We start from the raw sequence: 23966 nt of genomic DNA on the forward strand, positions 1-23966 counted from the left end.
TTATAGTTTAGTATATGTATCTGTATAAACGTCACCACCATCAGAATCTTTAAGAGTTAGCGTTGTGCTGTTAAGCGTTAAAATTTCCGAAGTAAACGTTTCGTTATTTAAAGATAATAAAATATTATTACCGTTAATGGTATAATTTACAGATTCAGATCCTGTGTCCTCACAGTTAACGCCTTCAAAATAAGCGAATGTTACTTGACTAGTAGTAAATGTTGCAGTATCCATAAGATCACAGTCGTTAAGCGTATCTGCTTCACCATTTGTTGTACTAGATGTATAGCGCCAAGACCCAATAATCTTTGCTTGATTGTCTCCAGTTGTATCACCAGAACTGTCATCGTCACTACTACATGCAAAAGTTGCAATTGAGATAAAGGCGATAATACATACATTTTTAATTGTTTTCATAAGTATAAGTTTTATTGAATTAATAGATGTACAATGTAGGAAAGCACTTTATACAAAAAAATCCCCAATACAGGGGATTTTTAAAATAGTTGATTTTAAGAATTCAAATCTCCCTATGAATTAATAGCGAATCAACTATCGTTATTAATAAACAACTAACTATTATTTATTGTTTGATGATTTTTTTAGTGATTTGCCTGTCTTCCGAAAACAATTTTAAAACATAAAGTCCGCTTGATAAGCTACTTAAATCTAAAGAGGCAATAGATGTATTGAAGGTTTGCTCTAATATTATTTTACCATTTACGTCTGCTAATGATGTTTTAAATTCACCTTGAATCCCAACATCTAGTGTTAACCAATTTTTTACTGGGTTTGGATAGGTTTTAATTTTAAAAATGTCATTGTCATTAATAGAGAGAGAACTATCAACTGTAAGTGAAATATCTGCTCTTTCTATAATTAAGTCTGCAACAATTGTATTTGTAATTTCACAATGGTAAATACCACTATCACTTTCTTGTGTGTTAAGTATTGTAAACGTATTGTTTGTTGCATCTGTAATTAACACATCATCTTTAAACCATTGGTATTCGTTATTCATTGCTGTGTTTTCAGATTCTCTGTTAATATTTTCGTCTTGTATTGTGAACGTAATATCTAATTCTGTACCCATCTCAATGGTCTCAGGTACATCTGGTGTGCGTTGAGGTGAATATTGAAAGAACGCGTAATTATTTGCCAGTATAAAAGGTTCTAAGTCACTAAAATCAAAATTGTTGAGAGTAGCATAAATATTTGCATTAGAAGCATTAAAAGGTAAGGTTCCTTCAAATTTATTATCGTCAAGAAATATACTTGTTAGGTTAGTTAGATTACTAAAACTACTTGGCAGAGTACCTTCAAAATTATTAGTAGCAAGATTTAAAATTGTAAGGTTGGTTAAATTGCCCATTTCTGATGGAATCGTACCTGTAAATTCATTGTTCCCCAAAGTTAAACTAGTTAGGTTTGTTAAATTAGAAATAGTAGGAGGTAAGTCTCCTGTTAGCATATTTGAATAAAGATTTATAGCTTTTAATTGATCAAAGACTCCAATTTCAGTTGGAAGATTTCCAGTTAAATTATTGTTATAAAGATTAATGCCAACGACCTTGTTGTTTTCATTAGTTACAACACCTTCCCATGACCAAAGTGATTTTGTAGTGTCTAGCCAGTTGATTGAAGAGGTCCAATTGTCTCCATCAGTATTGTTGTAAAAACTAACTAGTGTTGCATAATCTGGACTCGTAGTTGGGTCTACATAAGTTGTGTTTAATTTTGATATTTTATTGTTAGATTGTTGTGCTAATAAGATATTACTACCATCCAGCAATAAATCCCAAGCAGTACCAATCCCTGAAATTATTGATTCTGGAGTAGCATTTTCATCTAATAGGTCTAACTTGTTTATATAATTATTACTATAATATAAGTTATCTCCTTCTACTTTTACCTCTAGTACGCCTTGAGCAGCAACGACATCAACTAAAGTTGGATTGCTTTGGGTAATATCTATTTTTGAAATACCATAAGTACTTCTTGTCATATATAAATCGTTGCCATAAATATCAATGTCATTTACATAGCCACTTAAACCAGTGATAAGTGTTTCAATAGTTGGATTAGTTTGAGTATAATCAAAACGAATAATACCGCCATTATCATAAGCTCTTATACTCACATACATAAAATTATCTTTAACGACTACGCCAAAGGGTGAATTCAAAGCACTTATTACAGGTACTACTGTCGGGTTGGTTGCCGTAATATCTACCTTTGATACGGTTCCTGCCAAAGTTGTGAAATACATATCATTACCAATAATCACCATTTTAGTCGCAAAAGATATATTATTCACAAAATCAACAGCGACAGGGTTTGTGGCTGTCATATCTATTTTTTGAATTTTTTGTACGCCAACATCTGTAACAAAAAGTGTATTACCACTTTTGGCTATTCCTACAGGACTCGTAAGACCTGTAACATAGTCTGAGATTTGGGCAGTCATACTAATTGTACAACAAAAACTTAATACTAGTAATACTCGTTTCATAATGCTTTGATTTAAATTAATAGCACTCCAAACTTATGAATTGATGTAAATTAAAAAAATACCCAATTGAGGGTATTTTATGTTTTAAACTTATTTTATAATATGAAGTTACAAGACTCAATTAATAAGCTAAAACTTGTACTTCTTCTCTAGTGCATATCGCATTAACTCACCTTTCCCACTCAAGCCTAAAATACGAGCCATGTTTTTACGATGCGTATCAACAGTATGAATACCAATAAATAGTTCGTCTGCAATTTCACGTGAGGTTTTACCCAGTCCAATAAGTTCTAGGATTTCTATTTGTCGTTTAGTTAGTATGCCTTTGGTTTTAGTTGAGTTTTCAGAATTTATAACGTTAGTGTTGATATTTGCATCAAAATACGTCTCACCATTAGAAACAGATCTAATTGCGCTTAAGACTTCATTAAGCGATGAATTTTTTAAAATGTAACCCTTTGCTCCAGCATCGAGCATTTGTTGGATGGCATCTGTTTGGTCAAACATGGAGAAAGCTAGGACTTTAATTTCTGGGTTTGATTCTATAATACGCTTAGTAGCTTCAATACCATCCATTTTTGGCATTCTAATGTCTGTTAGTACAACCGTAGGTCGTTTTTTTTCTACGATTTCTAATAGTTCTTCACCATCATTAGCAGTACCAATAATAGAAATGTCATCTTCATATTCTAATAGTAATTTTATACCATCAATAAGTGATTGATGATCTTCTGCTATGGCTAATCGTATCATATTGGTATATCTATTATTATCGTTGTACCTTGGTTGTTCTCAGACTCTATAGTCATTGTGCCATTGAGATGTTCTACACGTTTGTCTATGCTGCTTATTCCCATACCTTTATTAGTTTTGGTCACTTGGCTTGGGCTAAAACCTTTACCATTATCTTCCACCATAATGTTCAAACTATCTTCATGATTTGTGATATGAATAGTGACTTCAGTTGCATTAGCATGTTTAATAACATTTGTTATTAATTCTTGTATTATTCTGAAAATGGTAAGTTCCAAACTATTTTCTAATCTGTTTTCTAATCCATGATCTATAACATCAATCGTAATTTTATTTAATGCTGAAATTTTAGTAGCCATTTCATTTATAGCTTTTAAAAGTCCTTGTTTAGCAATAACACCTGAGTTTTTTGCGTGTGCAACAGTTCTTACTTTATGATAAGCTTCATCGATAAGTTCATTGGTTTTTGTATAAAGTTCTGGAGTTTGTTTTTCTTTTAATGCATTGAAGTGTAACTTGACGGTTGCCATCAATCCGCCTAAATCATCATGCAAATCATTAGCAATACGCTGACGTTCTTTTTCTTGACCTTCAATCATGGCGTCTATCGTCGTTAATTCTTGTTCTTTGAGTACTGTTGCCAGTTTTTGGGCTTCTAGTTCTTTTTCTTTTTCTGCAATGAGTTGCTTTTTCTTGGTGTTTTTATGTGTAAGATAAGCAGTTGAAATTCCAAATATTAATAACATTATTGAACCTATCCAAAGATTTCTTTTTTCACGTTTTTCGGTTTCAATTTCAGCACTAAGTTGAATGTTTTCTAGTTGATTTTTTTCAGTTTCATATTTGGTTTCATATTCTGAAACTACTTGTAAGTTTTTTGTTTGATTTTGAAGTAACTGTTGCGTAAGTGCTTTATTTTGAAACGTCAAAGCATTCATTTCGTCTCCTAATGCTTTGTAATTATGGTATTTATATAAATTTACATAACTGTCAAGGATTTTAAATATGTAGTCGTCACTCTTAAACGTTAAATCATTTAATATTTTTAATGATTGCTTGAATTTCTTCTGACTGAATAATAGTGAAGCTAAATTAATTTTTAAAGCAATGTGTTTTTCATTTTCAAAATACCCATGATTGTTACTTAAAAACGCTTCAGCTTTATGAATGTAATAAAAGCTGCTATCTATGTTTTTGGTTATTCTATTATGATAGCCAGAATTACTTAGATATAATTTTGCAGTAGTAAAATTTAAAGTGTCATTTGCAAATAATGAATTCACTGTCTTATACTTATGAGCTAAAACTTGAGCAGAATCTTTATAAAAATAACGCATCGTAATTTTAAAATCATACAGATATGCTGATTTTTCATCGAATTTTTCATCAGCATATTTTAAATAATTGTCAATGATATATTGGTACGAAATATCCTTAATTGTGAATAAAGACCTGCTGTATAGTTCTAGAATTAATCTAGAGTTTAAACATATTAAAGATTGGTTTTTGTCGCTTTCTGAAAGTTTTAAGCTTTCTTTTAATAATTGATAAGCTTTTGTTTCATTACCGTCTTGTAAATAATATTTCAAGGCTTTATTAATATTTAATAATGCCTTAGTACTCTTATTATAAGATTTTAAAGGTATTTGAGCAAGGTCAATGTCTTTGAAATGACCATGTTGTATTACGTCAATATATGTTTTTAATTGTGTTTTTAAATCGAGGTTTGAAATGAAGTTGAGTTCACTTCTAGCTTTTTCATATTGACCAAAATGACAAGACTTTAAAAAAATACTTTCTTCATTGTTTCCAAATAGACTATTTGAAAACAAGAAGAAAATAACAATCCATATATGTCGTTTTGAACTAATCAAAAATGCAAATGTCTGGTATACAAAAACCCATTCCTGGCCATCCCATATTTCCAGGCGATTGAAATGGTTGGTCTGTGCCGCTTTTTCTAAATGCAACTTCGGTATATTCGTCCCCATCTCTTAAATGTGTGTAAGGATTTAAATATAAGGAGTTATCTAAATCGTTAGGATTAAATAAATCAATAGGAGGTGATAAAACAAATACATTGATTACAGTCACAAGTTTGCTTTCAATGGGTTTTAATAGTTTTATTTTTTCATTTCTTAAATAGTCGTTCTTTTTAAAAGGGCTTACTTCTAAGTTGAGGTTTAATATTTCGCCTAGTTTTGCTTCACTGGTATCTGTTGTAAATTTTGGAATTTTTGACCTTACTAATCCCATTGTAATTGCTCCTCTATAATTTTGTAATCTAAATTCACAATTGTATGTGTGTTCTGTTTTTCCAAAATCATTTTGAACTTTCTCATAACTTTTAATTTTAATATAAATCATATAAAAAGTACCATGATGTTGCGCGCCAAATATGGGTTGCCAAATATCATTTTTCACTAAACTAAGAGGGAATTTTAAATTTTCATGTGCCATAATTTGAATGTTTATTAATTAATAGATAATTTTATTTTTTGTGATGGTCTTGTATTTAAATCTTCATTAAAGTAAACTATTTTAGGATTTATAGAGATTTGATTTTTAAATACTTCATAAGTGGTCCATTCGTTTTTGATCTCATAATCTTTAGGGTAGTTTATGGGTTTAACCATAATTGTATCGTCGTCAACTTTTATTTCAATACTTGTAGCAAAGTCTTTTATATAAGATAAAGCATTGCCTTTATTTATCTTATTGATTAATCGGGTATTTATGTCCTTTTGTGTGCTTTCATCTAAAAAGGATTGATTTATGAAATTGATATCTGTATAGACAACCAGATCTTTATTAATTTCTTGTTCGCAACTTGATAAGTTTTTAACGTCACTATCATAGGTAAGCTCATCAAAAAAATTAAATAATTCAAAATCTATTGTCAACTTTTCATTGCTCATGAATTCTTTGATGGATTGAGCAACATATAAAGGGTCTTTATTGGCTAAATATTTCCAAGGGTTACTTAAAGCACTGTTTTCTAGTCCTTTTTCACTACTATAGTGTTCAATATTAGTCAAGAATTTATTAATAAAATCATTGACAATTTCTAAGCTTTTTTCTAAATAAGCATCATGTTCTAGATTCTCGACACCTAATTTCGTAATCCAAACTCTATCAATTTCTCGTGGATTAATTAGACCTGAGAATTCTTGATACGTTTCTCCAATAGACTCCAATGGGTCGCTAATTAATAAATATTCACATCCATTAAGTTTTCCGTAGCCACTTATGATATTCATGTGAGCTTTACCATTTTTTCTAACTTTTAATACTATTGGCGATTGATTATCAATAAGCGTTTGTTTTATAAAACCAAAATCTTTTAATGAATTGCAGTCTTTAATTTCAGTGGCATTAAAACCACTAAAACCAAAAATTGATTTTAAATCATTCTCTTCTAAAGCTATATTGCATCCATTTGGGATTTTATTTGATGCACTACAACAATTAGAACTTTTGTAATTATTAATGTTTCCTATTAATAAACTGTCAATTGGATGATTTTCTTTGATGTCTTTGTATGTACTGGCAAGTTCACATTGTTTTGTCCCAATTTTTGATTTTGCATTAAGACCTTTTATCATTTGTTCTAAGCACGCAGCCCAACACCAATAAGAATAACTTGGTTGAGATACATATTTCAAACTCTGAAAACAAAAAAACGAGTGACTCATGGAAATTAATTAATAGCTCAAAGATGCAAAGCAGGAACACATCAAAACATACCTAGTATAAGGTATATTGAATCAATAAGTTACATAAAATTTTAACAGATTATTGAAAATTCTGTCAAAGTGTTAAAATTTCCAAAGAAAAGAAGATGAAAAGAAGATGAAAAGAAATTACACAAAAATAAATTTAATAGCAGCAATCATGAGCAAAAAACCAATAAAAGCAACCAATACCCAAACGCTTCCTTTGTAGTACTTTTTGTGTAAATTAATATCTTTTTTGTAAGCAAGAAATATGAATACAGCAAAAACCAATGCGAATAAAACTCCGAAAATCAATTGACCATTACTAAACATATCGTTATTTTTATGCAAAATTACGAAACTAAATAACAAGATTTCCGTTTTTACGGAAATGAAAATATATTTTCATGAAGAATAAAATAGAAGCAGTAAAAGCATTTCATACCGCGTTTAAAATTGGTCATAGAGAAACGCCTAAAGCCGATTTAGGAATTGATAAAAACATGCTGCGTTATAAATTAATGCGAGAAGAAAATGAAGAATACTTAGAAGCAGCAAATGATAACGATTTGGTTGAAGTTGCAGATGCTCTTGGTGATATGCTTTACATTCTCTGCGGTACAATTATAGAACACGGTTTACAACATAAAATAGAAGAAGTTTTTAACGAAATTCAACGTAGTAATATGAGTAAGTTAGGTGAAGATGGCGAACCTATTTATAGAGAAGATGGTAAAGTTCTAAAAGGACCAAACTATTTTAAACCTCACATCAAATCGATTTTAGAGTTATAAAAAAAAGAGCCAATTGGCTCTTTTTTTTTTTGTTTTTTACTTTACTTCGAATCTCCATCCGTTTTTATCTTCAGCGAGATTATGTTGTATGTTGAGCATGTTATTTTTTAAGATGCTAGAGTAGGAGTGATCTCCAATTTCAGGAAGCTCATAATAAGTTTCTTTATATTCAAAACCTTCAATTGGGCTTATTACAGCAGCAGTTCCTGCTCCAAAAATTTCTTTAAGCGTTCCGTTTTTTGAAGCTTCTACAATTTCAGAAACCTTGATAGGTCTAACTTCACATTCTATATTGTTGTCTTTTGCTAATTGTATTAAACTCTTACGTGTAACACCATCCAAAATACGATCACTTATTGGAGCTGTAATAAGCGTGTCGTTTATTCTAAAAAACACATTCATTGTACCTGCTTCTTCTAAAAAGGTATGAGTATCAGCATCTGTCCAAATAACTTGTTGGTATCCTTTTTTCTGTGCTAAACTTGTTGGGTAAAATTGAGCTGCATAATTTCCAGCTGCTTTTGCAAAACCAACACCTCCATTTGCTGAGCGACTAAACTCTTCAGCAATAAGTACTTTAACAGTTCCTTTATAATACGCTTTTGCAGGAGAACAGATAATCATAAACCTGTAACTATCTGAAGGTGCTGCAGCAATTGCAGAATCTGTTGCAATCGCAAAAGGTCTCAAGTATAAAGAGTTTCCAATACCAGGTTGGATCCAATCTTTGTCAAGATTTAAAAGTGTAGTTAAACCTTCAAAAAAGTAGTTTTCAGGAAATTCTGGCATTGCCAACCTCGCACATGATTTATTAATACGATTAAAATTTTCTTTTGGTCTAAATAAAAAGACTCCACCATCGTCATCCTTATAAGCTTTCATACCTTCAAAAACTGCTTGACCATAATGGAATACACGAGCAGAAGGATCCATTGACATCGCTTGGTATGGAATGATTTTAGGTTGTTGCCATTCACCATTTACATAATCACAAATAAACATGTGATCTGTAAATGTTCTTCCAAAGTTTAAATTATCAAAGTCAACATCTTTAATCTTAGATGTTTTAGCTTTCTCTATGTGTAAATTACTAGTATATTTATTTGACATTTTGTTGTGTTATTTTGTTTTGCAAAAGTACACATTTAGCATGATTTTTTTTAAATTAAATTTTCTAAAAAAATCCGTAGCTTTGATATCTTAAAATTAAAAATAAATAAATTAAAATGAAACATATTTTAACAGTAGTATTTACAGTTCTATTATTAGTATCCTGTAAAGAAGAGAAAAAAGCTGAAGGAGACCTTGCAACAGTAGAAACTGAAGCACAAACAGAACTTCAAGATGTCAAATATGCATCATTTGGTAAAAAGATTATAGCATCAGATGCGCTCTCAGCAGAACGTATGGCTGTTCATTATTCTAATATGAAAGTTGGTGATACGATTGATGCGAAAATGATTGCTAAAGTTGATGAGGTTTGTCAAGCAAAAGGTTGCTGGATGAAATTAGACTTGCCAGATGGAGAACAAGTGATGGTAAAATTTAAAGACTACGGTTTTTTTATGCCTAAAGATATCTCTGGTAAAGAGGTTATTATTAATGGTAAAGCTTATGTAAATGAAGTTCCAGTTGATGAGCAACGTCATTATGCAGAAGATGGTGGAGCAACTCCAGAAGAGATTGCAAAAATTACTGAGCCTAAGAAAACATTGTCTTTTGAGGCAGATGGTGTACTTTTAAAAGAAGACTAATGAAAGTTTTTTTTGGATCCTTGGTTGTGTTTTTATTTTTAAGCTGTAATTCTTCGGAAAAGGTTGAAAATAAAGTCGTCATAACCGATGGTACCAAAACTTATGATGTTTATCAGCCTTCTGAAATGTCATCGCTCATGAAAGGCATGTATGCTTATAACATGCAGCTAAAAGCAGATATTGAAGCAGGAAAAGAATTAACTGGCGAATTTCCAGAGGAGTTCTTAGATATTCATTCGGCAGTATTATCAGACACTAAGTTGCGTAATGAAAACTTTAAACATTATTCGGCTAAATTTATTGAAGCGCAACGAGATATTTTTTCTCAAGACTCTCTATCATCGGTAGAAGAGCGTTACAATAACTCCATCAATATGTGTTTGTCATGTCACAAAACAGAATGCACAGGACCAATACCAAAAATCAAAAAATTATTGATTAAATAAATAATGTGCAACGAAAAATAATTACCACAGCAGATGGCTCAAAAACCATTCAAATAGAAGATTGGAATGAGCAATATCATTCTGTTCATGGTGCAATACAAGAAGCAAATCATGTGTATATAAAACATGGTTTGCTTTTTTTTTCTTCGGAAATATTAGCACAACAAGAATCTGAAATATCCATATTAGAAATTGGTTTTGGTACAGGTTTAAATGCCTTACTCACGCAATTAAAGGCAGAGGAAATAAACCTAAAAGTCAATTATGTTGGTATAGAAGCTTTTCCTATTTCTTCGGAAGAATTAGAACAACTAAACTATGCTGTAGAGTTACAAGTTCCTTCAGATAAATTGAATCAACTTCATAGTTGCTCTTGGGAAGAAGAACATGAAATTTCCGAAGCATTTAAACTTAAAAAGCAACAGCAGTTATTTAAAGATATTTCTGCAGAAAACAAATTCGATGTTATTTATTTTGATGCTTTTGGAGCACGAGTACAACCAGAACTTTGGACAGAAGAAATTTTTAAGATCATGTACAAAGCACTAAAACAAAATGGAGTGCTCACAACCTATGCTGCCATTGGTAAAGTTCGTCGTACTTTAATCGCTTTAGGCTTTGAAGTAGAACGTCTGGATGGTCCTCCAGGAAAACGTCACATGCTTAGAGCTGTCAAACGTTAAACCCTTATTAAAACAGTATTGCTTGATTTGATATTTGATTAAATTTGTTATACTATGAAAACAGTTTTAATTACAGGTGCTACGGGTTTAATTGGCAAAGAAATTGTGCAAATTTGTCATGAGCAAAATATCAATGTTCATTATCTAACAACTTCAAAAGATAAAATTAGCACTCTAGATAATTATAGAGGGTTTTACTGGAATCCAGATAAAAAAGAGATTGATGCATCATGTTTTGAAGGTGTCACTTCTATCATTAATTTAGTTGGAGCTTCCATTTCTAAACGCTGGACAGATAGTTACAAAAAAGAAATCATTACTAGTAGAACTCAAACTGCACAGTTATTATTTGATACGATTACAGCTCACAATTTCCCTGTAAAACAAATTGTTTCTGCTAGTGCGATTGGGATTTATCCAGATTCATTAACTAAATACTATGATGAAGAGGATAAAGAAAAATCTGATTCTTTTTTAGGACAAGTTGTGAGACAATGGGAAGCATCGGTTAATCAATTTTCATCTGTGGGTATTAAGGTCGCAAAAATTAGAATAGGTTTGGTGCTCTCAAAAGATGGAGGCGCTTTACCAGAAATTGCAAAGCCTATTCGTTTTGGAGCAGGTGCTCCATTTGGAAGCGGAGAACAATGGCAATCATGGATTCATGTTAAAGATTTAGCTCGTTTATTCGTTTTTGCTGTTACAAACGATTTAGAAGGGATTTATAATGGTGTTGCTCCAAATCCAGTTTCTAACACAGAATTAACCAAAACGGTTGCTAAAACACTTCATAAACCACTTTTCTTACCAAATATTCCAGAATTTGCAATGAAACTCGTTTTGGGAGAGATGCATATTTTGCTTTTTGAAAGTCAGCGTGTGTGTGGTTCAAAAATTGAAAAAACTGGATTTAATTTTGAATACCATCATCTAGAACCTGCATTATTGGAGATTTTTAGTTAGAATTCTACTTCTCGTTTTTCTTTACAGTATCTAATCTATTTAGCCATATTTTTTTTACTTGAAAATAAATAGTTTTAAAAAATTTGTGATTTTCAAAATGTAAAGTATATTTGTCATATAGTAAAAATAATTTTACTTAATATAAAATATACTTGTCAGTCATGGGGAAACAGAATTATATAGAATGCGAAAGAAGAGGATTAGAAAAACTCATTAATTTTAGATTACCACATAATTTTTATACAATCGGTATGGTTATTATAGGAGCTGCAATCGTTATGATGTTTGTTAGGGCATTTGCTTTAGAAGGAGATCAAAACGTATTGAAGGAGGTATTACGAAAGTTGCTTTTAGTTGGTATGTTGTTGATGTCTATTGCAAAAGATAAAGATGAAGATGAGATGGTTGTAAAATTAAGAATGCAGTCCTATACCTATGCATTCATTGCAGGTGTTGTATATGCTTTAATTATGCCATTTGTTGATTATGGTGTATCAAATGCATTGAAAGCTGAAGGTGAAGCATTTCATGATATTGGAGATTTTCAAGTCTTATTGTTCATGCTTATGATACAATTGTTGTGTTTTCACGCTTTAAAGCGCATGAGATAATGGAAAACACGATAAAAGTAGAACGTGCCATTTTGAATTTAACTCAAGGTGATTTAGCTGAAAAAATTGGTGTATCACGTCAAACGATAAATTCTATTGAAGCTAATAGATATGTGCCATCGACGGTTTTGGCGCTTAAACTTTCCGAAGTATTTGGAAAACCAGTAAATAATTTTTTTAAACTCTCCAGCGATGATTAATTTATGTTTGTTTTTGTCAGTATTGTTATTGAAGATTATTTTAATGATTCTATAAAAGAACTCATGCCATTAGTTGCGGTATCTGCAATTACTGTAATGTGTTTTGTACTCGCAATTGCTGGTTTAGGATCAATAAAATAAACAGGAGTTCTACTTGGTACATAATTCATTAAACCAGCAGCAGGATAAACTTGCATTGATGTACCGATAATTAATAAAATATCTGCGGTTTCGCAAATGTCTATTGATTTTTCAATCATTGGTACATCTTCACCAAACCAAACAATGTGTGGTCTAAGTTGATGACCTTTGTCGCATACATCACCTAAAATTAGATCACCTGTCCATGGTTTTATATCCTGTTCATTTTTTGTGCTTTTCACTTTTAGTAATTCGCCATGTAAGTGAATTACATTACTGCTTCCTGCTCGTTCATGTAAGTCGTCAACATTTTGTGTGATTATGGTTACTTTATAATCTTTCTCTAATGCTGCTAAATCAAAATGCGCACTATTAGGTTTAACTTCATGCAATTGCTTTCGTCTTTGATTATAAAAATCTAAAACAAGCTCTGGGTTTTTGTTAAAGCCTTGAGGTGTTGCAACTTCCATTACATCATGACCTTCCCAAAGTCCATCAGCATCTCTAAAGGTTTTTATTCCGCTTTCGGCACTTATTCCTGCGCCAGTTAATACGACTATGTGTTTCATTTATTCTGTTTTTTTCCAGTCTGCGAAGTTCTTAGATATAGAATATCCATTTAATATATTCTCTCCATTTTCATCTTCTTCTTCAATATATTCTACGAGATCTTGTTTGTCGTAACCTTCGGTAATCAACCTATCTAGATATAAAGTAGCGTCTGCATAATTTTCCATCAACACTAAAGTGCTTAGATAACCAGATTGACCTTCAAAAAAATCTGGATAATTGTCAATTGTATATGTATATAAGTTGAGTGCTAAATCATAATTGTTGTCTTCAAATGCTATTCCAGCTTTTACAAAGTTTAAAAAATCATCTTCCGTTTCGTTTTGAAGCTGATTAACCACTTGAATAGCTTCATAATATTCTTCTTTATAAAGATAGTAATCAATCTTGTTGAGTGCGATTGTGTGGTCGTTTGGAAATGTAGAAATCAAATCCTCTAAAGACTTTAAATACTTTTTTTCATCTAATTGACCAGCAATTAATGTTTTTAGTATGAGAAGAAATTTTTCTTTAGAAAGTTCAGATTTAAAGCCATCCATGATTTTGTAGGCTTTATTGTAATTACCATTATTATTGTATAAAAATGCTTTTAAAAGCTCCAGAGATTCAGGGTTCGGTTTTTGACTTTCTACAATAGAGTTTTTGGGAACAGTGTATTGCATGAGCCTACCAATTGTACTAGCAAAATGTTCTCCAGTTAAATAAATATACATATCTGAGAATTGTAACTCTCCATTAATTTTAACAAGTCTATAATCATGGTAATTCATTCCTGTTTCCGAAGAATATAATCTGAATAAAGCATAATACGTTTGTGCTTCAGTATCGTATCGATAGTTGACAAAATCATAATATGCACCACTTTTTACATCTGTAATAATTTCATTTGGAAACCCTTTTAATGCGTTATCCATGCCTTTTAAATAGCCTTTAATAAAAGGGTCTTCACGATTTGCTTTTGGGAAATCACTTAGAACACGATCAAAAAAAATGTTCTTATTTAGTTTAGCCAGAAATGTATCTCCATCACTTTCATGAATAGAAGTTTCGATCAATTGACCAAATTCAATTACTTTTTGCGAGTTTTCTTCACTGTAGGCTATCGTATCTTTCAGTGTTTTATTTATACTATCTTGCGCATTGATATTTAGATGGCTGATACCAAATAGTAGAAAAATAAATGGTAGATTTATTAGTCTCATAGAGAATATTTTTTTCATAAATATAATTATTTTTAATGATTGATATTAAACTTTTACAACATCTAGAAGGTTTCCTTACAGAGAATCGCATAGAAAAATTTGCTAAAGTGTTGTCTCAACGTACAAAACATTTTACGGTTGCTACAGAAGATGTGTATCAACTTCACAATACAAGTGCTGTCATGAGAAGTTGTGATGTGTTTGGTGTGCAAGAACTTCATATTATTGAAGAGCAAAACTCTAAAGATATTGATCGGGAAATTGCAATGGGAGCTCAAAAATGGGTGGATTTAAAGCGGTATCACTCTGTTAAAGATGCGCTTAAAAATTTAAAAAGCGAAGGTTATCAAATTGTTGCAACGACACCACATGAAAAGGATAATGTTTTATCAGAATTTGATATCACCAAAAAATCGTGTTTTTTCTTCGGAAGGGAAACCAAAGGATTATCTCAAGAAGTCATTGATGAAGCAGATTGCTTTTTAAAAATACCTATGGTTGGTTTTACTGAAAGTTTAAACATATCGGTTTCTGCAGCTATTATTCTTCAGGATGTAACTTCCAAATTGAAAGCGAGTGATGTGAATTGGCAACTTACTGAAGATGAAAAAATAGAAAAACGAATCGATTGGTGTAAAAAGACAATCAAGAGCTATGAACAAGTGATTGAGCGCTTTTACGAAAACAATTAAGAAAATATCATTAGAAATTTCTATAGATAGATCTAAAATCTACCAGACTTATTTCTATTAAGAATTTTATACTCTTCGTAGCATTCGCTAATAGCATCAAGCATTTGAAGATCATTAGCAGAATTTATAAAGTCTTTAGAGTAATTACATTGATTGACAATTTCATCTAAATCATATTTATCAACTTGCAATAAAACGGTTAGCATTTCTCTATCAAAACGAGAGGCGAGGAGGTTTCTAATCTCATCATCTTTCTTCATTTTTTTAAGCTTACGTAGTTCTTTTGCCTTTTTTCCGAAGATATTATGCAAAAAATCTGCAGGATTAAAAATAGCACCTAAAACTTTATTTACCGCATTAGGTCGTCTATCTCCAGCTTCATAACCACTATTTAAACCAGAAATACTATATCTGTGATTGGATTTAATAGGCACTTGTTTAACATCAATTTCTAAATAACCTGTTAGTTTTAATTGATTGACAACCACCTCTTCCAATGCTAAAGCAGATTCTACCATACCAATTTTTGTTTCACCAAATTTCAACCAGTCATTTGTGACTCTAACCTTAATAGATTTATAACCTAAGTAAGATAAATGTAAGGTATCGTTGAGTTGCGCCCTGATTTCAAAACTACCTTCTTCATTTGAAGACGTTCCAATAACTTGGTTTAGGTTCACAATATTAACTCGATCAATTGGCTTATCTGTAGTTAAATCTATAATAGTTCCTTTTACAGAGGTTTCAATTTCTTGGGTAAAACCAAAACTGGTTATAGAAATAAATAAAATTAGAGTTATAATGTGTTTCATATTGTTGTTTGATATGTTAAAAATAGTAAACAAATTGCATATCACATTAGAGTGGTCGCAAATTTGACTAAATATTAACAAGAAGGCAAAAAAAAACCTCGCAACATTGTTGCGAGGTTTCTATATTTAATCTCTACGTCTAGAGCGTCTTGGTCTATCTGCTCCTGAAGAACTTTCAGAGCTTCTTGATGGTCTAGATTCTCCTCCAGAACTTCGTCTATCACTTCTGTTTCCAGATCCTCCTTCAATAGAACGTCTATCACCACCTCTAGAATCACTACGTCTTGAGTCACCACCAGAACTTCGTCTTCCAGATGAGCGTTTATCATCGTTGCGTCTTCGGTTTCCACCACCAGAACCACCATCACGACGTCCACCACCAGAGCGTCCGCCACGACTTCTTCCGCCACCGCCTTTGTCTTCACTAACTTCTACGTTAACAAAGCGTCCGTCGTGCTTATAGTCTGTAAAGAATGCCAATACTTTTTCTTGACTTTCTTTTTCAGTATTAAAGAAAGAAAAACTCTCTTTAACATCTACTTTGAAAACATCATCACGACCTAACTCTAAAACTTCTTTTAAGAAATCTTTAAGTTTCATCCAATCGTAACCATCTTTTTGTCCAACATTAATAAAGTAACGTGTTTCATTTGCGCTACCTCCATAACCTCGTCCGCCAGAATCTCGTCCAGAATCTCTTTCAGAATCTCTAGATGAACTTGGTTCATTAAGCTTTTTAGATTTTTGGTAGTAGTTAAAGAAACGTGTAAACTCTACAGAGAAGAATTTTTTAATCAATTCATCTTTATCTGTATCTACAAATAACTCATTAATGCTTGTTAAATACTTGTCAATCTCATGATTAACTTCTGTATTGTGAATCTTATTAGCGAGAGACATTAATTGTACTTCGCAAATTTCCATTCCGTCAGGAATTTCTTTTTTCTCAAATTCTTTTTTGATGATACGCTCAATACCTCTAATCTTACGTACTTCACTTTTAGAAACAATCACCATAGAAATACCAGTTTTACCAGCACGTCCAGTTCTTCCAGAACGGTGAGTGTAAATTTCTGGTTCATCAGGTAATTGGTAATTGATAACGTGAGTAATATCATCTACATCAATACCACGAGCAGCTACATCTGTAGCAACAAGCATTTGTATTTGTTTGTTTCTAAACGATTTCATTACTAAATCACGTTGATTTTGACTTAAATCACCATGTAAAGCTCCAGCACTATAACCATCTTCGATTAAGTTTTCGGCAACTTTTTGAGTATCACGTTTTGTACGACAAAAAATCACAGAAAATATATCTGGATTAGCATCACACAAACGTTTCAACGCTTGGTAACGATCTCTAGCGTTTACTAAATAGTATTCATGAGAGACTTGACTTGTACTTTCGTTTTTATTTCCAACAGTAATTTCTATTGGATCATGCATGAAATCTTTTGCAATTCTAGATACCTCTCTTGGCATTGTTGCAGAAAATAACCATGTGTTTTTATCTTCAGGTGTATGCGATAGAATATCTGTGATATCCTCATAGAATCCCATGTTTAACATCTCATCTGCTTCATCTAAAACCGAATATTCAATTTTAGAAATGTCAACCATATTTCTATTGATCATATCTTTCATACGACCAGGAGTAGCTACAATAATTTGTGCACCACGTTTCACAGCTCTCGCTTGATCTTGGATGCTTGCTCCACCATAAATAGCAACAACATTTAAACCTTTAGAATACTTACCGTAAAGTTTAAGTTCGTTTGCAATTTGTAAACAAAGTTCACGTGTAGGAGATAATATTAATCCTTGAGTGGTACGACTACCTACATCAATTTTGTGTAACATTGGGAAACCAAATGCTGCAGTTTTACCTGTTCCTGTTTGCGCTAAGGCAACAAGATCAATATCTTTTTCTAATAATAATGGGATTGCTTTTGCTTGTACATCACTAGGTTTTTCAAATCCTAAATCTGTAATAGCGTGTAAAAGGTCTTCATTAAGACCGAGTTCTTGGAATGTGCTCATTCTTTTTGTTTTGTATTCGATTATGTCTTTTTGGTGTTACAAAAGAAGCGAATCGACATACTAAACACTTAAACTTCCAGGTAACACATCCTCACTCTGAGGAATTTAACTTTTCCGGTTCTTCGGAAATTTCAAGTTGCAAAGGTACGCTTTTATTTGGAAGTAAATTATAATTGGGTAAATATGTTTTATAATGGTGGTTTTTGGGGATGTTTGTTTAACGTCTCCGTATATGAAACGTAGCTTGTAAAAAGATGCTATGGTTTCGGATTATACACGAGCCAAATTTAAAAATTTGGCGACCTCGCAAAAATGCCCGAACCTTCGTGTTAACAACAACTCGCACTATGTTTTATATACGTTGTTGTGCTTTCGTTATTTTTATTCAGCTTTTTCTATTTTTTCCAATATTGTAGTTGCTGATTCTTTGTAATATCTTAACAAAGGCAAATAATTTTGAATCGCTACTAATCTATATGTGATAACTTTATTTTTAAAAATTTCATTTTTTACAAAAAAATCTATCGCTTCAGGATTGTATTTAATATTCATATAGTCAGAGTACCAAGAGAATTTCTCAAAATATTTTATATTATCAAATGACTCTTCTTTTAATTTATCAAGCACCAAAATTAATGGTTCTACAATTTTATAGAATTGAATAATTTCATTAGTAAAGTCTCTATTTCCGCTTGTGTTAAAGTTATTATAAGTTTTAATTAATCCTAAACCTTTATCTTGAACTTCAAAATTTATAAAATTATTTATATCCCTTTTGCCAGGAATAAAATCTGAATAATTAGTAGCATCAATTGAATCCAAAGGAATGCTTGAATATTCTCCAGTAATCATTTTTTCAAGTCTTATTTCTAACTGCTCATATTGTTTTATAACAGCATCTATATTTGAGAGGTCAGACTTTAAATTCAGTTCAACTTCATTGTAAATATTGTTAAGTTGATTTTCGTTTATTTTATTTTCATTCCAATTATTAATTGATAATGCTATTAAAATTCCAATCACGACAAGAATAATTTCTCCGATTGCATAAGTCAGATATTTTCCGAACTTATTTTCAGTCAGAGTTTTTTGTCTTATTTTTCTAAATAATTTTATCATTGGTTAGCGGTTTCTGATAATGAAGCACAATAGACGCTAAATAACAAGATCTGATTCATTTTTATGGTTTTAAAATTATGCATTATATCTGTAGTTGTGCTTTCGTTATTTTATTACGATTAATTTTAACTCTCATTTAGTTCAATTTTTATTAATTGTATAATTGATTCAATTTCATTATGCAAATCTTTCCTGTAGCCTAATGCTTCATTAGTAAGAACAGATTTGATTCCCATTAAGTTGCGTATTTTCGGTTGTGCCATAATTTCAATGTAGTCGTTTTTAGGACCTAATGAAATATTATAATCTGGTATTTTAAATTTCAAAAGGGGCAGAAAGTTAACATATTCAGCACAAATTTCATCAATCCTAATTTGATGAACATTCATTCTATCCTGAATTAGCTTATCTAAATTATAAACATTTGCTTCTAAAATACTAAGTCTGTCTCTAATAGAATCGTTTTGAATTATTGCAATTTTTCCAGCATTTTTCAAATCCGAGTATGTATTAATTACAGGAATCTTTATCTCAAAATCCCAAAACGCTTTGTTGAAATATTCTATTGTGTTATTATTATTTAAAACTGTCTTTATTGAATCATTATGCAATATTTTTTCTATAATATCAAGGTAACTTTGTTCATTTTCAATATACTGCTCCGAATAATTTTTTGCTGAATTTAAATCTTCAAGTAAAACATACAGAGTTTCTTTTTCTACTTTCTTAATTTGTCTTGTTTCATTCCAATTGTTTATCTGCAAAGCAATCAAAATTCCCATAACGACAAGTATAATTTCGCCAACTGCGTAAATCAGATATTTACTAAATTTATTTTCAGTCAGCATTTTTTGTCTAATTTTTCTAAAGAATTTTATCATTGGTTAGCGGTTTCTGATAATGAAGCACAACTCGTTTTATAATAAATTAAACTTGACTTTAACATAAAATATTACGGTATATGCCAAGTTTTCAATGATAAAAGTAATGCAACCGTTTTATTAAACCTATACGTAGTTCTACGTATATTTCAATAAAAGTATGTTAAAATAAATTGGTTGGTTTACGGTTTACCGTAGTGAAGCAAAAAAAAACTTTAATAGTTTTTTTACAATATTATTAGCTTGTAGACTTTTAAAGGAAAAGTGACATCATCCTAATATTTTTTCTTCGGAAATAGCCATGAATTTTAAACATGGTCTGCTTTTTGTAATTCAGTTAAAAAATAATTGATGATGTGCATTTCAAAAGTATGAGATGTATTATATTGTCAACCTAAACAAATTTAACATGAAAAAATTACTTATTGCTCTTCTTGTTTTTACAATGGGAGTACAGGTGCAAGCTCAAGACACAGCAGCACCAGAAATGGATGAAGCACAAATGGCTCGAATGATGGAGCTTATGGCACAAAAAATTGAAATGGATGTAGATACGACGCTTTTTACAGCTGTGAGTACAAACACTTATGTGTCTGAAAACCCTAAAGCTGTTGTGATGGCTATGATGGTGCCTGAAACGTTTGCTAAGGCTAAAGAAAAAATGGCTGCAGATGATACTGCCCAATTTAAAATCACAGATAGAGGTGAGAAAACAATTAACGGAGTAAATGTGTTGTTTATGGAAGGGACATCTGAAGCAGAAGGATCAACTTTAGATAATGCAGTCTACTGCATGGAAATTGATGCAAATACGTGCTTAATGTTTATTGGTATGGTGGATCAAAAAGCAGATGCTAAATATACTGAAGCAATGAATAAAGCAATGAACTCGGTTATTAAGAAATAGTTCTTATTTATAAAATAGATTAAAAAAAATCCAGCAGAAGCTGGATTTTTTTTGTTCGTCTAACGTGTTGTGTATGGTTAGTTGCGTGTTTAAGCAACTAATTTAGCAAATAAATCACAGATAGAATATTCCGCAGGAATATTCGTAAGTAGGCTAGAACTAGCAATTAATTATACACGGTGTTGTGCTTTCGTTATTCTTTTTTTACTAATTCAGATTCAATTTGTGCTATAATATTTTCAACAAACTTTAAAATATTTTTTTGATATTCCAATCTATTCTTTTCTAAATCAGATTTTGTTACCAAAACACCTAAAAACGAATCATTTTTTTGATGTCTAATAATTGCACTATTTCTTTCTTCTTCAGTTATTGGTTTGTTTAAGCCATTCCTTTTTCTATCTCTTTCAGGTTCCAAGTATGCAGCATAATTACTCGATTTCTCCACCAATGATGATGTTAAATCTAAACAAAAGTCTTCATCTTCAAAACCATATTTGATCTCTGCAGAAAACTCTGCAAGTAAACTTTTCAATTTTTGATTTTTTATAACGTCAGTTTTACCAGAGCCAATCAGTCCATCATAAGTTCCATTAACAGGTTCTACTCTCCAATATGATATTGCTCCGCGATAAATATATTCTCCAATAGAATCAATATTTTTTTGTTCATTCATTGTAATTTGCAATTTGTAGCAAAATTCCACGACAGTTGTTTGATTTTTGATTGTCGCTTTAGTCCTATTTTGGGTTTCCAGAAAATCTGTTTTCATCGCCTTTAGAATTGCGACTTCTTCATTTTCAGCAATCCTGTTTTGGTTCAAATTATTTATACCTAGAGCAATTAAAATCCCAATAACTACAAGAATAATTTCTCCGATTGCGTAAATCAGATACTTACTGAATTTATTTTCAGTCAGCAGTTTTTGTCTAATTTTTCTAAAGAATTTTATCATTGGTTAGCGGTTTCTGATAATGAAGCACAACGTTATCTCTGATAAAAAATCGTTTTAATGTTTTTTATCAATCGTTAGACGAAGTTCGTCTATTTTTTTGACAAAGTCAAGTTTTGAGATTTAACCAAAATCGATGATAATACTATGTTTTCTGGGAACTTAAACTATTGTATTTCGCAATACTTTGTTTTATGATTTTCTTATCTTTCTAAAATTGATTATTATAAATAGGGTTATTAATTTTTATATTGATAACCTGACATATTTTCATACTTGATATGTCTTTTTCGTACAGCTTTAGATAGGTGTGTTAATCTTGCGTTTGATTGCTATCAAAGGCCTAGGGTTGAATTGTTCCAATTTCCGTAGATAAAAATATAGATCTATAAATTATTATTGTCAGGCTTTTAGTTCTTTGGCTTGATTTTGGTGTTTTGAGTAGTAAGAATAAATTTAAACTAAAATAGTTGCTGCGTAAAAATTATGCAAAAAGTATTTTTAAAAATTAGATAGTATAGTATGAGTCAAGTTAAAGAGAATAACACAATTAAAGTAAATTACACAGGTAAATTATCTGACGGACAAGTTTTTGATAGTTCTGAAGGAAGAGAGCCATTAGAATTTACTTTAGGACAAGGTCAATTGATACCAGGTTTTGAGAAAGGTGTAATTGATATGAAATTAAATGAAAAGAAAACCATTACAATTGCAAAAGAAGAAGCATATGGAGACATCAATGCTGCATTAATTCAAGAAGTAAACAAATCTGAGCTTCCTCAAGATGTTGAGCCAAAAGTTGGTATGGGTTTAGTTTCTAAAACTCCAGATGGACGAGAAATGAATTTACTTGTGGTTGAAGTTAAAGAAGAAAGTATTGTTATAGATGGTAATCATCCTTTAGCAGGAAAAGAGCTTATTTTTGATCTAGAAGTGGTTGAAATTAAAGACGCAGAGATTAAAAAATAAAATAAGTTACTTGTTTTAAAATATCAAAACAGCCTTTGCTTAAACATTGTTTAAAAAAGGCTGTTTTATTTTTATAATTGATCATACCGAAGAAACCCAATTTCCAGCTTCAGTTTTAAACTAATGTTGATCGATTTATCTTAAAATAAACAATGACGTTAAAAATGACTACAAGCTTTTTAAAACTATTGCTTCATTTGACCAACGAATGATTTTAAATGTTCTTTTTTCGTAAATCCATTCATTGTTTTTCCAAGGCCATTTCTTAGTTTGATAGTCAATAATTACCATATTATTAGCAAACACAAAAGTGTTTATTCTTTTTAGAGACTCACCAACAGGACAAGACATGTTGTTAGAATAATTCACTTTTCCAGATTCAAAACTTATACGTTCTCCATAAGTATTCCTTTTTGCTTTTAAAAACTTTTGCTTAGTAGTTAGGTCTTCATAAATTGTGTCAATCTTTGATTTAGCCATAAGTACAACAGTATCTTTTTCAATCCATTGTAGAGTATGCCAATCTGTTTTATGTAATAGACTTAGAGAATCTACAGTTTGAGAAAAACCAAATGAAATAGTCATTAAAAACCCGATAAATACTGCTGTTTTTTTCATTTGATGATTATTTAGTTTCCGCTTCTACTGTATTAAAGATCTTATCTAGATTGTATTCAAGTATTCTACTAATAATCGCACAGCTTTTCCACGGTGACCAATTTTGTTTTTCTCTTCTAGAGTTATTTCTGCAAAGGTTTTATCATAACCATGAGCTTTAAAAATAGGATCGTAGCCAAAACCACCTTCTCCATGTTTGGTTGTAGTGATTTCTCCTTTACAAATTCCTGTAAATGTTTCTAATTTGTTATTGAGATGTAATGCAACAACGGTTTTAAATTGAGCTTTTCTATTGGTGTTATTTTCTAGATTTTTGAGCAATTTGTTGGTGTTGTCATTTGCATCTCTTTGTTCTCCAGCATAACGAGCGCTAAAAACACCAGGTTCTCCATTAAGTGCTTCAACTTCTAAACCAGTATCGTCTGCAAAACAATCAAAACCGTAATGCTCTTTGATATATTCTGCTTTTTGTATGGCATTACCATTAATTGTGAGTTGGGTTTCTGGAACATCTTCAAAGCAGCCAATGTCTTTTAAACTCAACAGTTTTATGGACTCTGGAATAAGGGATTGGACTTCTTTAAGTTTATTTAGATTGTTTGTAGCGAAGACGAGTTTCATTTTATAT

Annotated in this window: 27 protein-coding genes; 10 read left to right on the forward strand and 17 right to left on the reverse strand. The window is 31.1% G+C overall.

All coding sequences use genetic code 11. The annotated features are described in order from the left end of the window. The 7 genes from IM744_RS07345 to IM744_RS07375 form a co-directional block, all read right to left on the reverse strand. A complete protein-coding gene (locus tag IM744_RS07345; RefSeq protein WP_194507481.1) occupies positions 1–417 on the reverse strand; it encodes a lipocalin-like domain-containing protein in 417 nt (138 codons plus the stop codon). Between the two features lie 166 nt (positions 418–583). Then, on the reverse strand, positions 584–2512 hold the full coding sequence (locus IM744_RS07350; protein ID WP_194507482.1) for a T9SS type A sorting domain-containing protein: 1929 nt from the start codon (positions 2510–2512) through the stop codon (positions 584–586). A 129-nt stretch (positions 2513–2641) separates the two neighbouring features. Then, positions 2642–3265 carry a response regulator transcription factor gene (locus IM744_RS07355; protein WP_194507483.1) on the reverse strand — a complete coding sequence of 208 codons (624 nt, stop codon included), beginning with the start codon at positions 3263–3265 and terminating at the stop codon, positions 2642–2644. After that, complete coding sequence (locus IM744_RS07360) at positions 3262–5139, reverse strand: sensor histidine kinase (RefSeq protein ID WP_194507484.1); 1878 nt, start codon at positions 5137–5139, stop codon at positions 3262–3264. Before IM744_RS07360 ends, IM744_RS07355 begins: the two co-directional genes overlap by 4 nt. Continuing rightward, positions 5132–5725, reverse strand: coding sequence for a hypothetical protein (locus IM744_RS07365; protein ID WP_194507485.1), 594 nt, complete (start codon positions 5723–5725; stop codon positions 5132–5134). The genes IM744_RS07360 and IM744_RS07365 overlap by 8 nt, the downstream gene beginning before the upstream one ends. 14 nt (positions 5726–5739) lie before the next feature. Then, positions 5740–6960, reverse strand: coding sequence for a hypothetical protein (locus IM744_RS07370; protein ID WP_194507486.1), 1221 nt, complete (start codon positions 6958–6960; stop codon positions 5740–5742). Positions 6961–7128: 168 nt separating this feature from the next. Continuing rightward, positions 7129–7314, reverse strand: a complete 186-nt coding sequence (locus IM744_RS07375; RefSeq protein ID WP_194507487.1) for a hypothetical protein — start codon at positions 7312–7314, stop codon at positions 7129–7131. A gap of 74 nt (positions 7315–7388) precedes the next feature. Between IM744_RS07375 and IM744_RS07380 the strand changes: the two genes are divergently transcribed. Further along, positions 7389–7775 (forward strand): pyrophosphohydrolase domain-containing protein, encoded by a 387-nt coding sequence (locus tag IM744_RS07380; RefSeq protein ID WP_194507488.1) that lies wholly within the window; start codon positions 7389–7391, stop codon positions 7773–7775. A gap of 36 nt (positions 7776–7811) precedes the next feature. On the opposite strand, the gene IM744_RS07385 is transcribed toward IM744_RS07380, so the two are convergent. After that, complete coding sequence (locus IM744_RS07385; protein WP_194507489.1) at positions 7812–8885, reverse strand: branched-chain amino acid aminotransferase; 1074 nt, start codon at positions 8883–8885, stop codon at positions 7812–7814. 116 nt (positions 8886–9001) lie between these two features. Here IM744_RS07385 and IM744_RS07390 point away from each other — a divergent pair, with 116 nt between their 5' ends. The 6 genes from IM744_RS07390 to IM744_RS07415 all read left to right on the forward strand — a co-directional run bounded on the left by IM744_RS07390 (position 9002) and on the right by IM744_RS07415 (position 12432). Continuing rightward, complete coding sequence (locus tag IM744_RS07390; RefSeq protein WP_194507490.1) at positions 9002–9529, forward strand: DUF4920 domain-containing protein; 528 nt, start codon at positions 9002–9004, stop codon at positions 9527–9529. Further along, positions 9529–9975: a hypothetical protein gene (locus tag IM744_RS07395; protein ID WP_194507491.1), complete on the forward strand. Its 447-nt coding sequence runs from the start codon at positions 9529–9531 to the stop codon at positions 9973–9975. Before IM744_RS07390 ends, IM744_RS07395 begins: the two co-directional genes overlap by 1 nt. A 5-nt stretch (positions 9976–9980) precedes the next feature. Beyond that, positions 9981–10658, forward strand: a complete 678-nt coding sequence (mnmD, locus tag IM744_RS07400) for a tRNA (5-methylaminomethyl-2-thiouridine)(34)-methyltransferase MnmD (RefSeq protein WP_194507492.1) — start codon at positions 9981–9983, stop codon at positions 10656–10658. A gap of 54 nt (positions 10659–10712) precedes the next feature. After that, a complete protein-coding gene (locus tag IM744_RS07405; RefSeq protein ID WP_194507493.1) occupies positions 10713–11621 on the forward strand; it encodes a TIGR01777 family oxidoreductase in 909 nt (302 codons plus the stop codon). Between the two features lie 161 nt (positions 11622–11782). Then, positions 11783–12232 carry a hypothetical protein gene (locus tag IM744_RS07410; RefSeq protein WP_194507494.1) on the forward strand — a complete coding sequence of 150 codons (450 nt, stop codon included), beginning with the start codon at positions 11783–11785 and terminating at the stop codon, positions 12230–12232. Continuing rightward, entirely contained in the window at positions 12232–12432 is a 201-nt protein-coding gene (locus IM744_RS07415; protein ID WP_194507495.1) for a helix-turn-helix transcriptional regulator, read from the forward strand. The genes IM744_RS07410 and IM744_RS07415 overlap by 1 nt, the downstream gene beginning before the upstream one ends. 35 nt (positions 12433–12467) lie before the next feature. Here IM744_RS07415 and IM744_RS07420 read toward each other — a convergent pair whose 3' ends face one another. Further along, entirely contained in the window at positions 12468–13142 is a 675-nt protein-coding gene (locus tag IM744_RS07420; RefSeq protein WP_194507496.1) for an SIR2 family NAD-dependent protein deacylase, read from the reverse strand. Further along, positions 13143–14363 carry a hypothetical protein gene (locus IM744_RS07425; RefSeq protein WP_194507497.1) on the reverse strand — a complete coding sequence of 407 codons (1221 nt, stop codon included), beginning with the start codon at positions 14361–14363 and terminating at the stop codon, positions 13143–13145. It abuts the gene before it with no gap. 17 nt (positions 14364–14380) lie between these two features. On the opposite strand from IM744_RS07425, the gene IM744_RS07430 reads away from it, so the two are divergent. After that, positions 14381–15037 carry a TrmH family RNA methyltransferase gene (locus tag IM744_RS07430; RefSeq protein WP_194507498.1) on the forward strand — a complete coding sequence of 219 codons (657 nt, stop codon included), beginning with the start codon at positions 14381–14383 and terminating at the stop codon, positions 15035–15037. Positions 15038–15069: 32 nt separating this feature from the next. On the opposite strand, the gene IM744_RS07435 is transcribed toward IM744_RS07430, so the two are convergent. The 4 genes from IM744_RS07435 to IM744_RS07450 form a co-directional block, all read right to left on the reverse strand. Further along, positions 15070–15849: a carboxypeptidase-like regulatory domain-containing protein gene (locus IM744_RS07435; RefSeq protein WP_194507499.1), complete on the reverse strand. Its 780-nt coding sequence runs from the start codon at positions 15847–15849 to the stop codon at positions 15070–15072. 126 nt (positions 15850–15975) lie between these two features. Continuing rightward, positions 15976–17892: a DEAD/DEAH box helicase gene (locus IM744_RS07440; RefSeq protein WP_194507500.1), complete on the reverse strand. Its 1917-nt coding sequence runs from the start codon at positions 17890–17892 to the stop codon at positions 15976–15978. Positions 17893–18273: 381 nt separating this feature from the next. Further along, a complete protein-coding gene (locus IM744_RS07445) occupies positions 18274–19011 on the reverse strand; it encodes a DUF6090 family protein (RefSeq protein ID WP_194507501.1) in 738 nt (245 codons plus the stop codon). 125 nt (positions 19012–19136) lie between these two features. After that, positions 19137–19892 (reverse strand): DUF6090 family protein, encoded by a 756-nt coding sequence (locus tag IM744_RS07450; protein ID WP_194507502.1) that lies wholly within the window; start codon positions 19890–19892, stop codon positions 19137–19139. 409 nt (positions 19893–20301) lie between these two features. Between IM744_RS07450 and IM744_RS07455 the strand changes: the two genes are divergently transcribed. After that, positions 20302–20799 carry a hypothetical protein gene (locus IM744_RS07455; protein ID WP_194507503.1) on the forward strand — a complete coding sequence of 166 codons (498 nt, stop codon included), beginning with the start codon at positions 20302–20304 and terminating at the stop codon, positions 20797–20799. A 193-nt stretch (positions 20800–20992) separates the two neighbouring features. Here the strand turns inward: IM744_RS07455 and IM744_RS07460 are convergent, their stop codons facing one another. Then, positions 20993–21754, reverse strand: a complete 762-nt coding sequence (locus tag IM744_RS07460) for a DUF6090 family protein (RefSeq protein ID WP_194507973.1) — start codon at positions 21752–21754, stop codon at positions 20993–20995. A gap of 519 nt (positions 21755–22273) precedes the next feature. Here IM744_RS07460 and IM744_RS07465 point away from each other — a divergent pair. Next, complete coding sequence (locus IM744_RS07465) at positions 22274–22720, forward strand: FKBP-type peptidyl-prolyl cis-trans isomerase (protein ID WP_194507504.1); 447 nt, start codon at positions 22274–22276, stop codon at positions 22718–22720. 168 nt (positions 22721–22888) lie between these two features. Here IM744_RS07465 and IM744_RS07470 read toward each other — a convergent pair whose 3' ends face one another. Further along, positions 22889–23338, reverse strand: coding sequence for a hypothetical protein (locus tag IM744_RS07470; protein WP_194507505.1), 450 nt, complete (start codon positions 23336–23338; stop codon positions 22889–22891). Positions 23339–23383: 45 nt separating this feature from the next. Continuing rightward, positions 23384–23959, reverse strand: a complete 576-nt coding sequence (locus tag IM744_RS07475) for a non-canonical purine NTP diphosphatase (protein ID WP_194507506.1) — start codon at positions 23957–23959, stop codon at positions 23384–23386. Positions 23960–23966 lie beyond the last annotated feature (7 nt).

This window comes from Psychroserpens luteus (genome assembly GCF_015319355.1).
GTDB classification, from domain to species: Bacteria; Bacteroidota; Bacteroidia; order Flavobacteriales; family Flavobacteriaceae; genus Psychroserpens; species Psychroserpens luteus.

What these genes read in the sequence shown, in the direction of transcription:
- IM744_RS07455 (WP_194507503.1), top strand. Translation starts at nt 20,302, where the DNA reads ATGAAAAAATTACTTATTGCTCTTCTTGTTTTTACAATGGGAGTACAG.
- IM744_RS07425 (WP_194507497.1), bottom strand. Translation starts at nt 14,363, where the DNA reads ATGAAAAAAATATTCTCTATGAGACTAATAAATCTACCATTTATTTTT.
- IM744_RS07450 (WP_194507502.1), bottom strand. Translation starts at nt 19,892, where the DNA reads ATGATAAAATTCTTTAGAAAAATTAGACAAAAAATGCTGACTGAAAAT.
- IM744_RS07395 (WP_194507491.1), top strand. Translation starts at nt 9,529, where the DNA reads ATGAAAGTTTTTTTTGGATCCTTGGTTGTGTTTTTATTTTTAAGCTGT.
- IM744_RS07460 (WP_194507973.1), bottom strand. Translation starts at nt 21,754, where the DNA reads ATGATAAAATTCTTTAGAAAAATTAGACAAAAACTGCTGACTGAAAAT.
- IM744_RS07475 (WP_194507506.1), bottom strand. Translation starts at nt 23,959, where the DNA reads ATGAAACTCGTCTTCGCTACAAACAATCTAAATAAACTTAAAGAAGTC.
- IM744_RS07405 (WP_194507493.1), top strand. Translation starts at nt 10,713, where the DNA reads ATGAAAACAGTTTTAATTACAGGTGCTACGGGTTTAATTGGCAAAGAA.
- IM744_RS07365 (WP_194507485.1), bottom strand. Translation starts at nt 5,725, where the DNA reads ATGGCACATGAAAATTTAAAATTCCCTCTTAGTTTAGTGAAAAATGAT.
- IM744_RS07435 (WP_194507499.1), bottom strand. Translation starts at nt 15,849, where the DNA reads ATGAAACACATTATAACTCTAATTTTATTTATTTCTATAACCAGTTTT.
- IM744_RS07370 (WP_194507486.1), bottom strand. Translation starts at nt 6,960, where the DNA reads ATGAGTCACTCGTTTTTTTGTTTTCAGAGTTTGAAATATGTATCTCAA.
- IM744_RS07345 (WP_194507481.1), bottom strand. Translation starts at nt 417, where the DNA reads ATGAAAACAATTAAAAATGTATGTATTATCGCCTTTATCTCAATTGCA.
- IM744_RS07465 (WP_194507504.1), top strand. Translation starts at nt 22,274, where the DNA reads ATGAGTCAAGTTAAAGAGAATAACACAATTAAAGTAAATTACACAGGT.
- IM744_RS07415 (WP_194507495.1), top strand. Translation starts at nt 12,232, where the DNA reads ATGGAAAACACGATAAAAGTAGAACGTGCCATTTTGAATTTAACTCAA.
- IM744_RS07390 (WP_194507490.1), top strand. Translation starts at nt 9,002, where the DNA reads ATGAAACATATTTTAACAGTAGTATTTACAGTTCTATTATTAGTATCC.
- IM744_RS07420 (WP_194507496.1), bottom strand. Translation starts at nt 13,142, where the DNA reads ATGAAACACATAGTCGTATTAACTGGCGCAGGAATAAGTGCCGAAAGC.
- IM744_RS07470 (WP_194507505.1), bottom strand. Translation starts at nt 23,338, where the DNA reads ATGAAAAAAACAGCAGTATTTATCGGGTTTTTAATGACTATTTCATTT.
- IM744_RS07380 (WP_194507488.1), top strand. Translation starts at nt 7,389, where the DNA reads ATGAAGAATAAAATAGAAGCAGTAAAAGCATTTCATACCGCGTTTAAA.
- IM744_RS07430 (WP_194507498.1), top strand. Translation starts at nt 14,381, where the DNA reads ATGATTGATATTAAACTTTTACAACATCTAGAAGGTTTCCTTACAGAG.
- IM744_RS07385 (WP_194507489.1), bottom strand. Translation starts at nt 8,885, where the DNA reads ATGTCAAATAAATATACTAGTAATTTACACATAGAGAAAGCTAAAACA.
- IM744_RS07440 (WP_194507500.1), bottom strand. Translation starts at nt 17,892, where the DNA reads ATGAGCACATTCCAAGAACTCGGTCTTAATGAAGACCTTTTACACGCT.
- IM744_RS07445 (WP_194507501.1), bottom strand. Translation starts at nt 19,011, where the DNA reads ATGATAAAATTATTTAGAAAAATAAGACAAAAAACTCTGACTGAAAAT.
- IM744_RS07350 (WP_194507482.1), bottom strand. Translation starts at nt 2,512, where the DNA reads ATGAAACGAGTATTACTAGTATTAAGTTTTTGTTGTACAATTAGTATG.
- IM744_RS07375 (WP_194507487.1), bottom strand. Translation starts at nt 7,314, where the DNA reads ATGTTTAGTAATGGTCAATTGATTTTCGGAGTTTTATTCGCATTGGTT.
- IM744_RS07410 (WP_194507494.1), top strand. Translation starts at nt 11,783, where the DNA reads ATGGGGAAACAGAATTATATAGAATGCGAAAGAAGAGGATTAGAAAAA.
- IM744_RS07355 (WP_194507483.1), bottom strand. Translation starts at nt 3,265, where the DNA reads ATGATACGATTAGCCATAGCAGAAGATCATCAATCACTTATTGATGGT.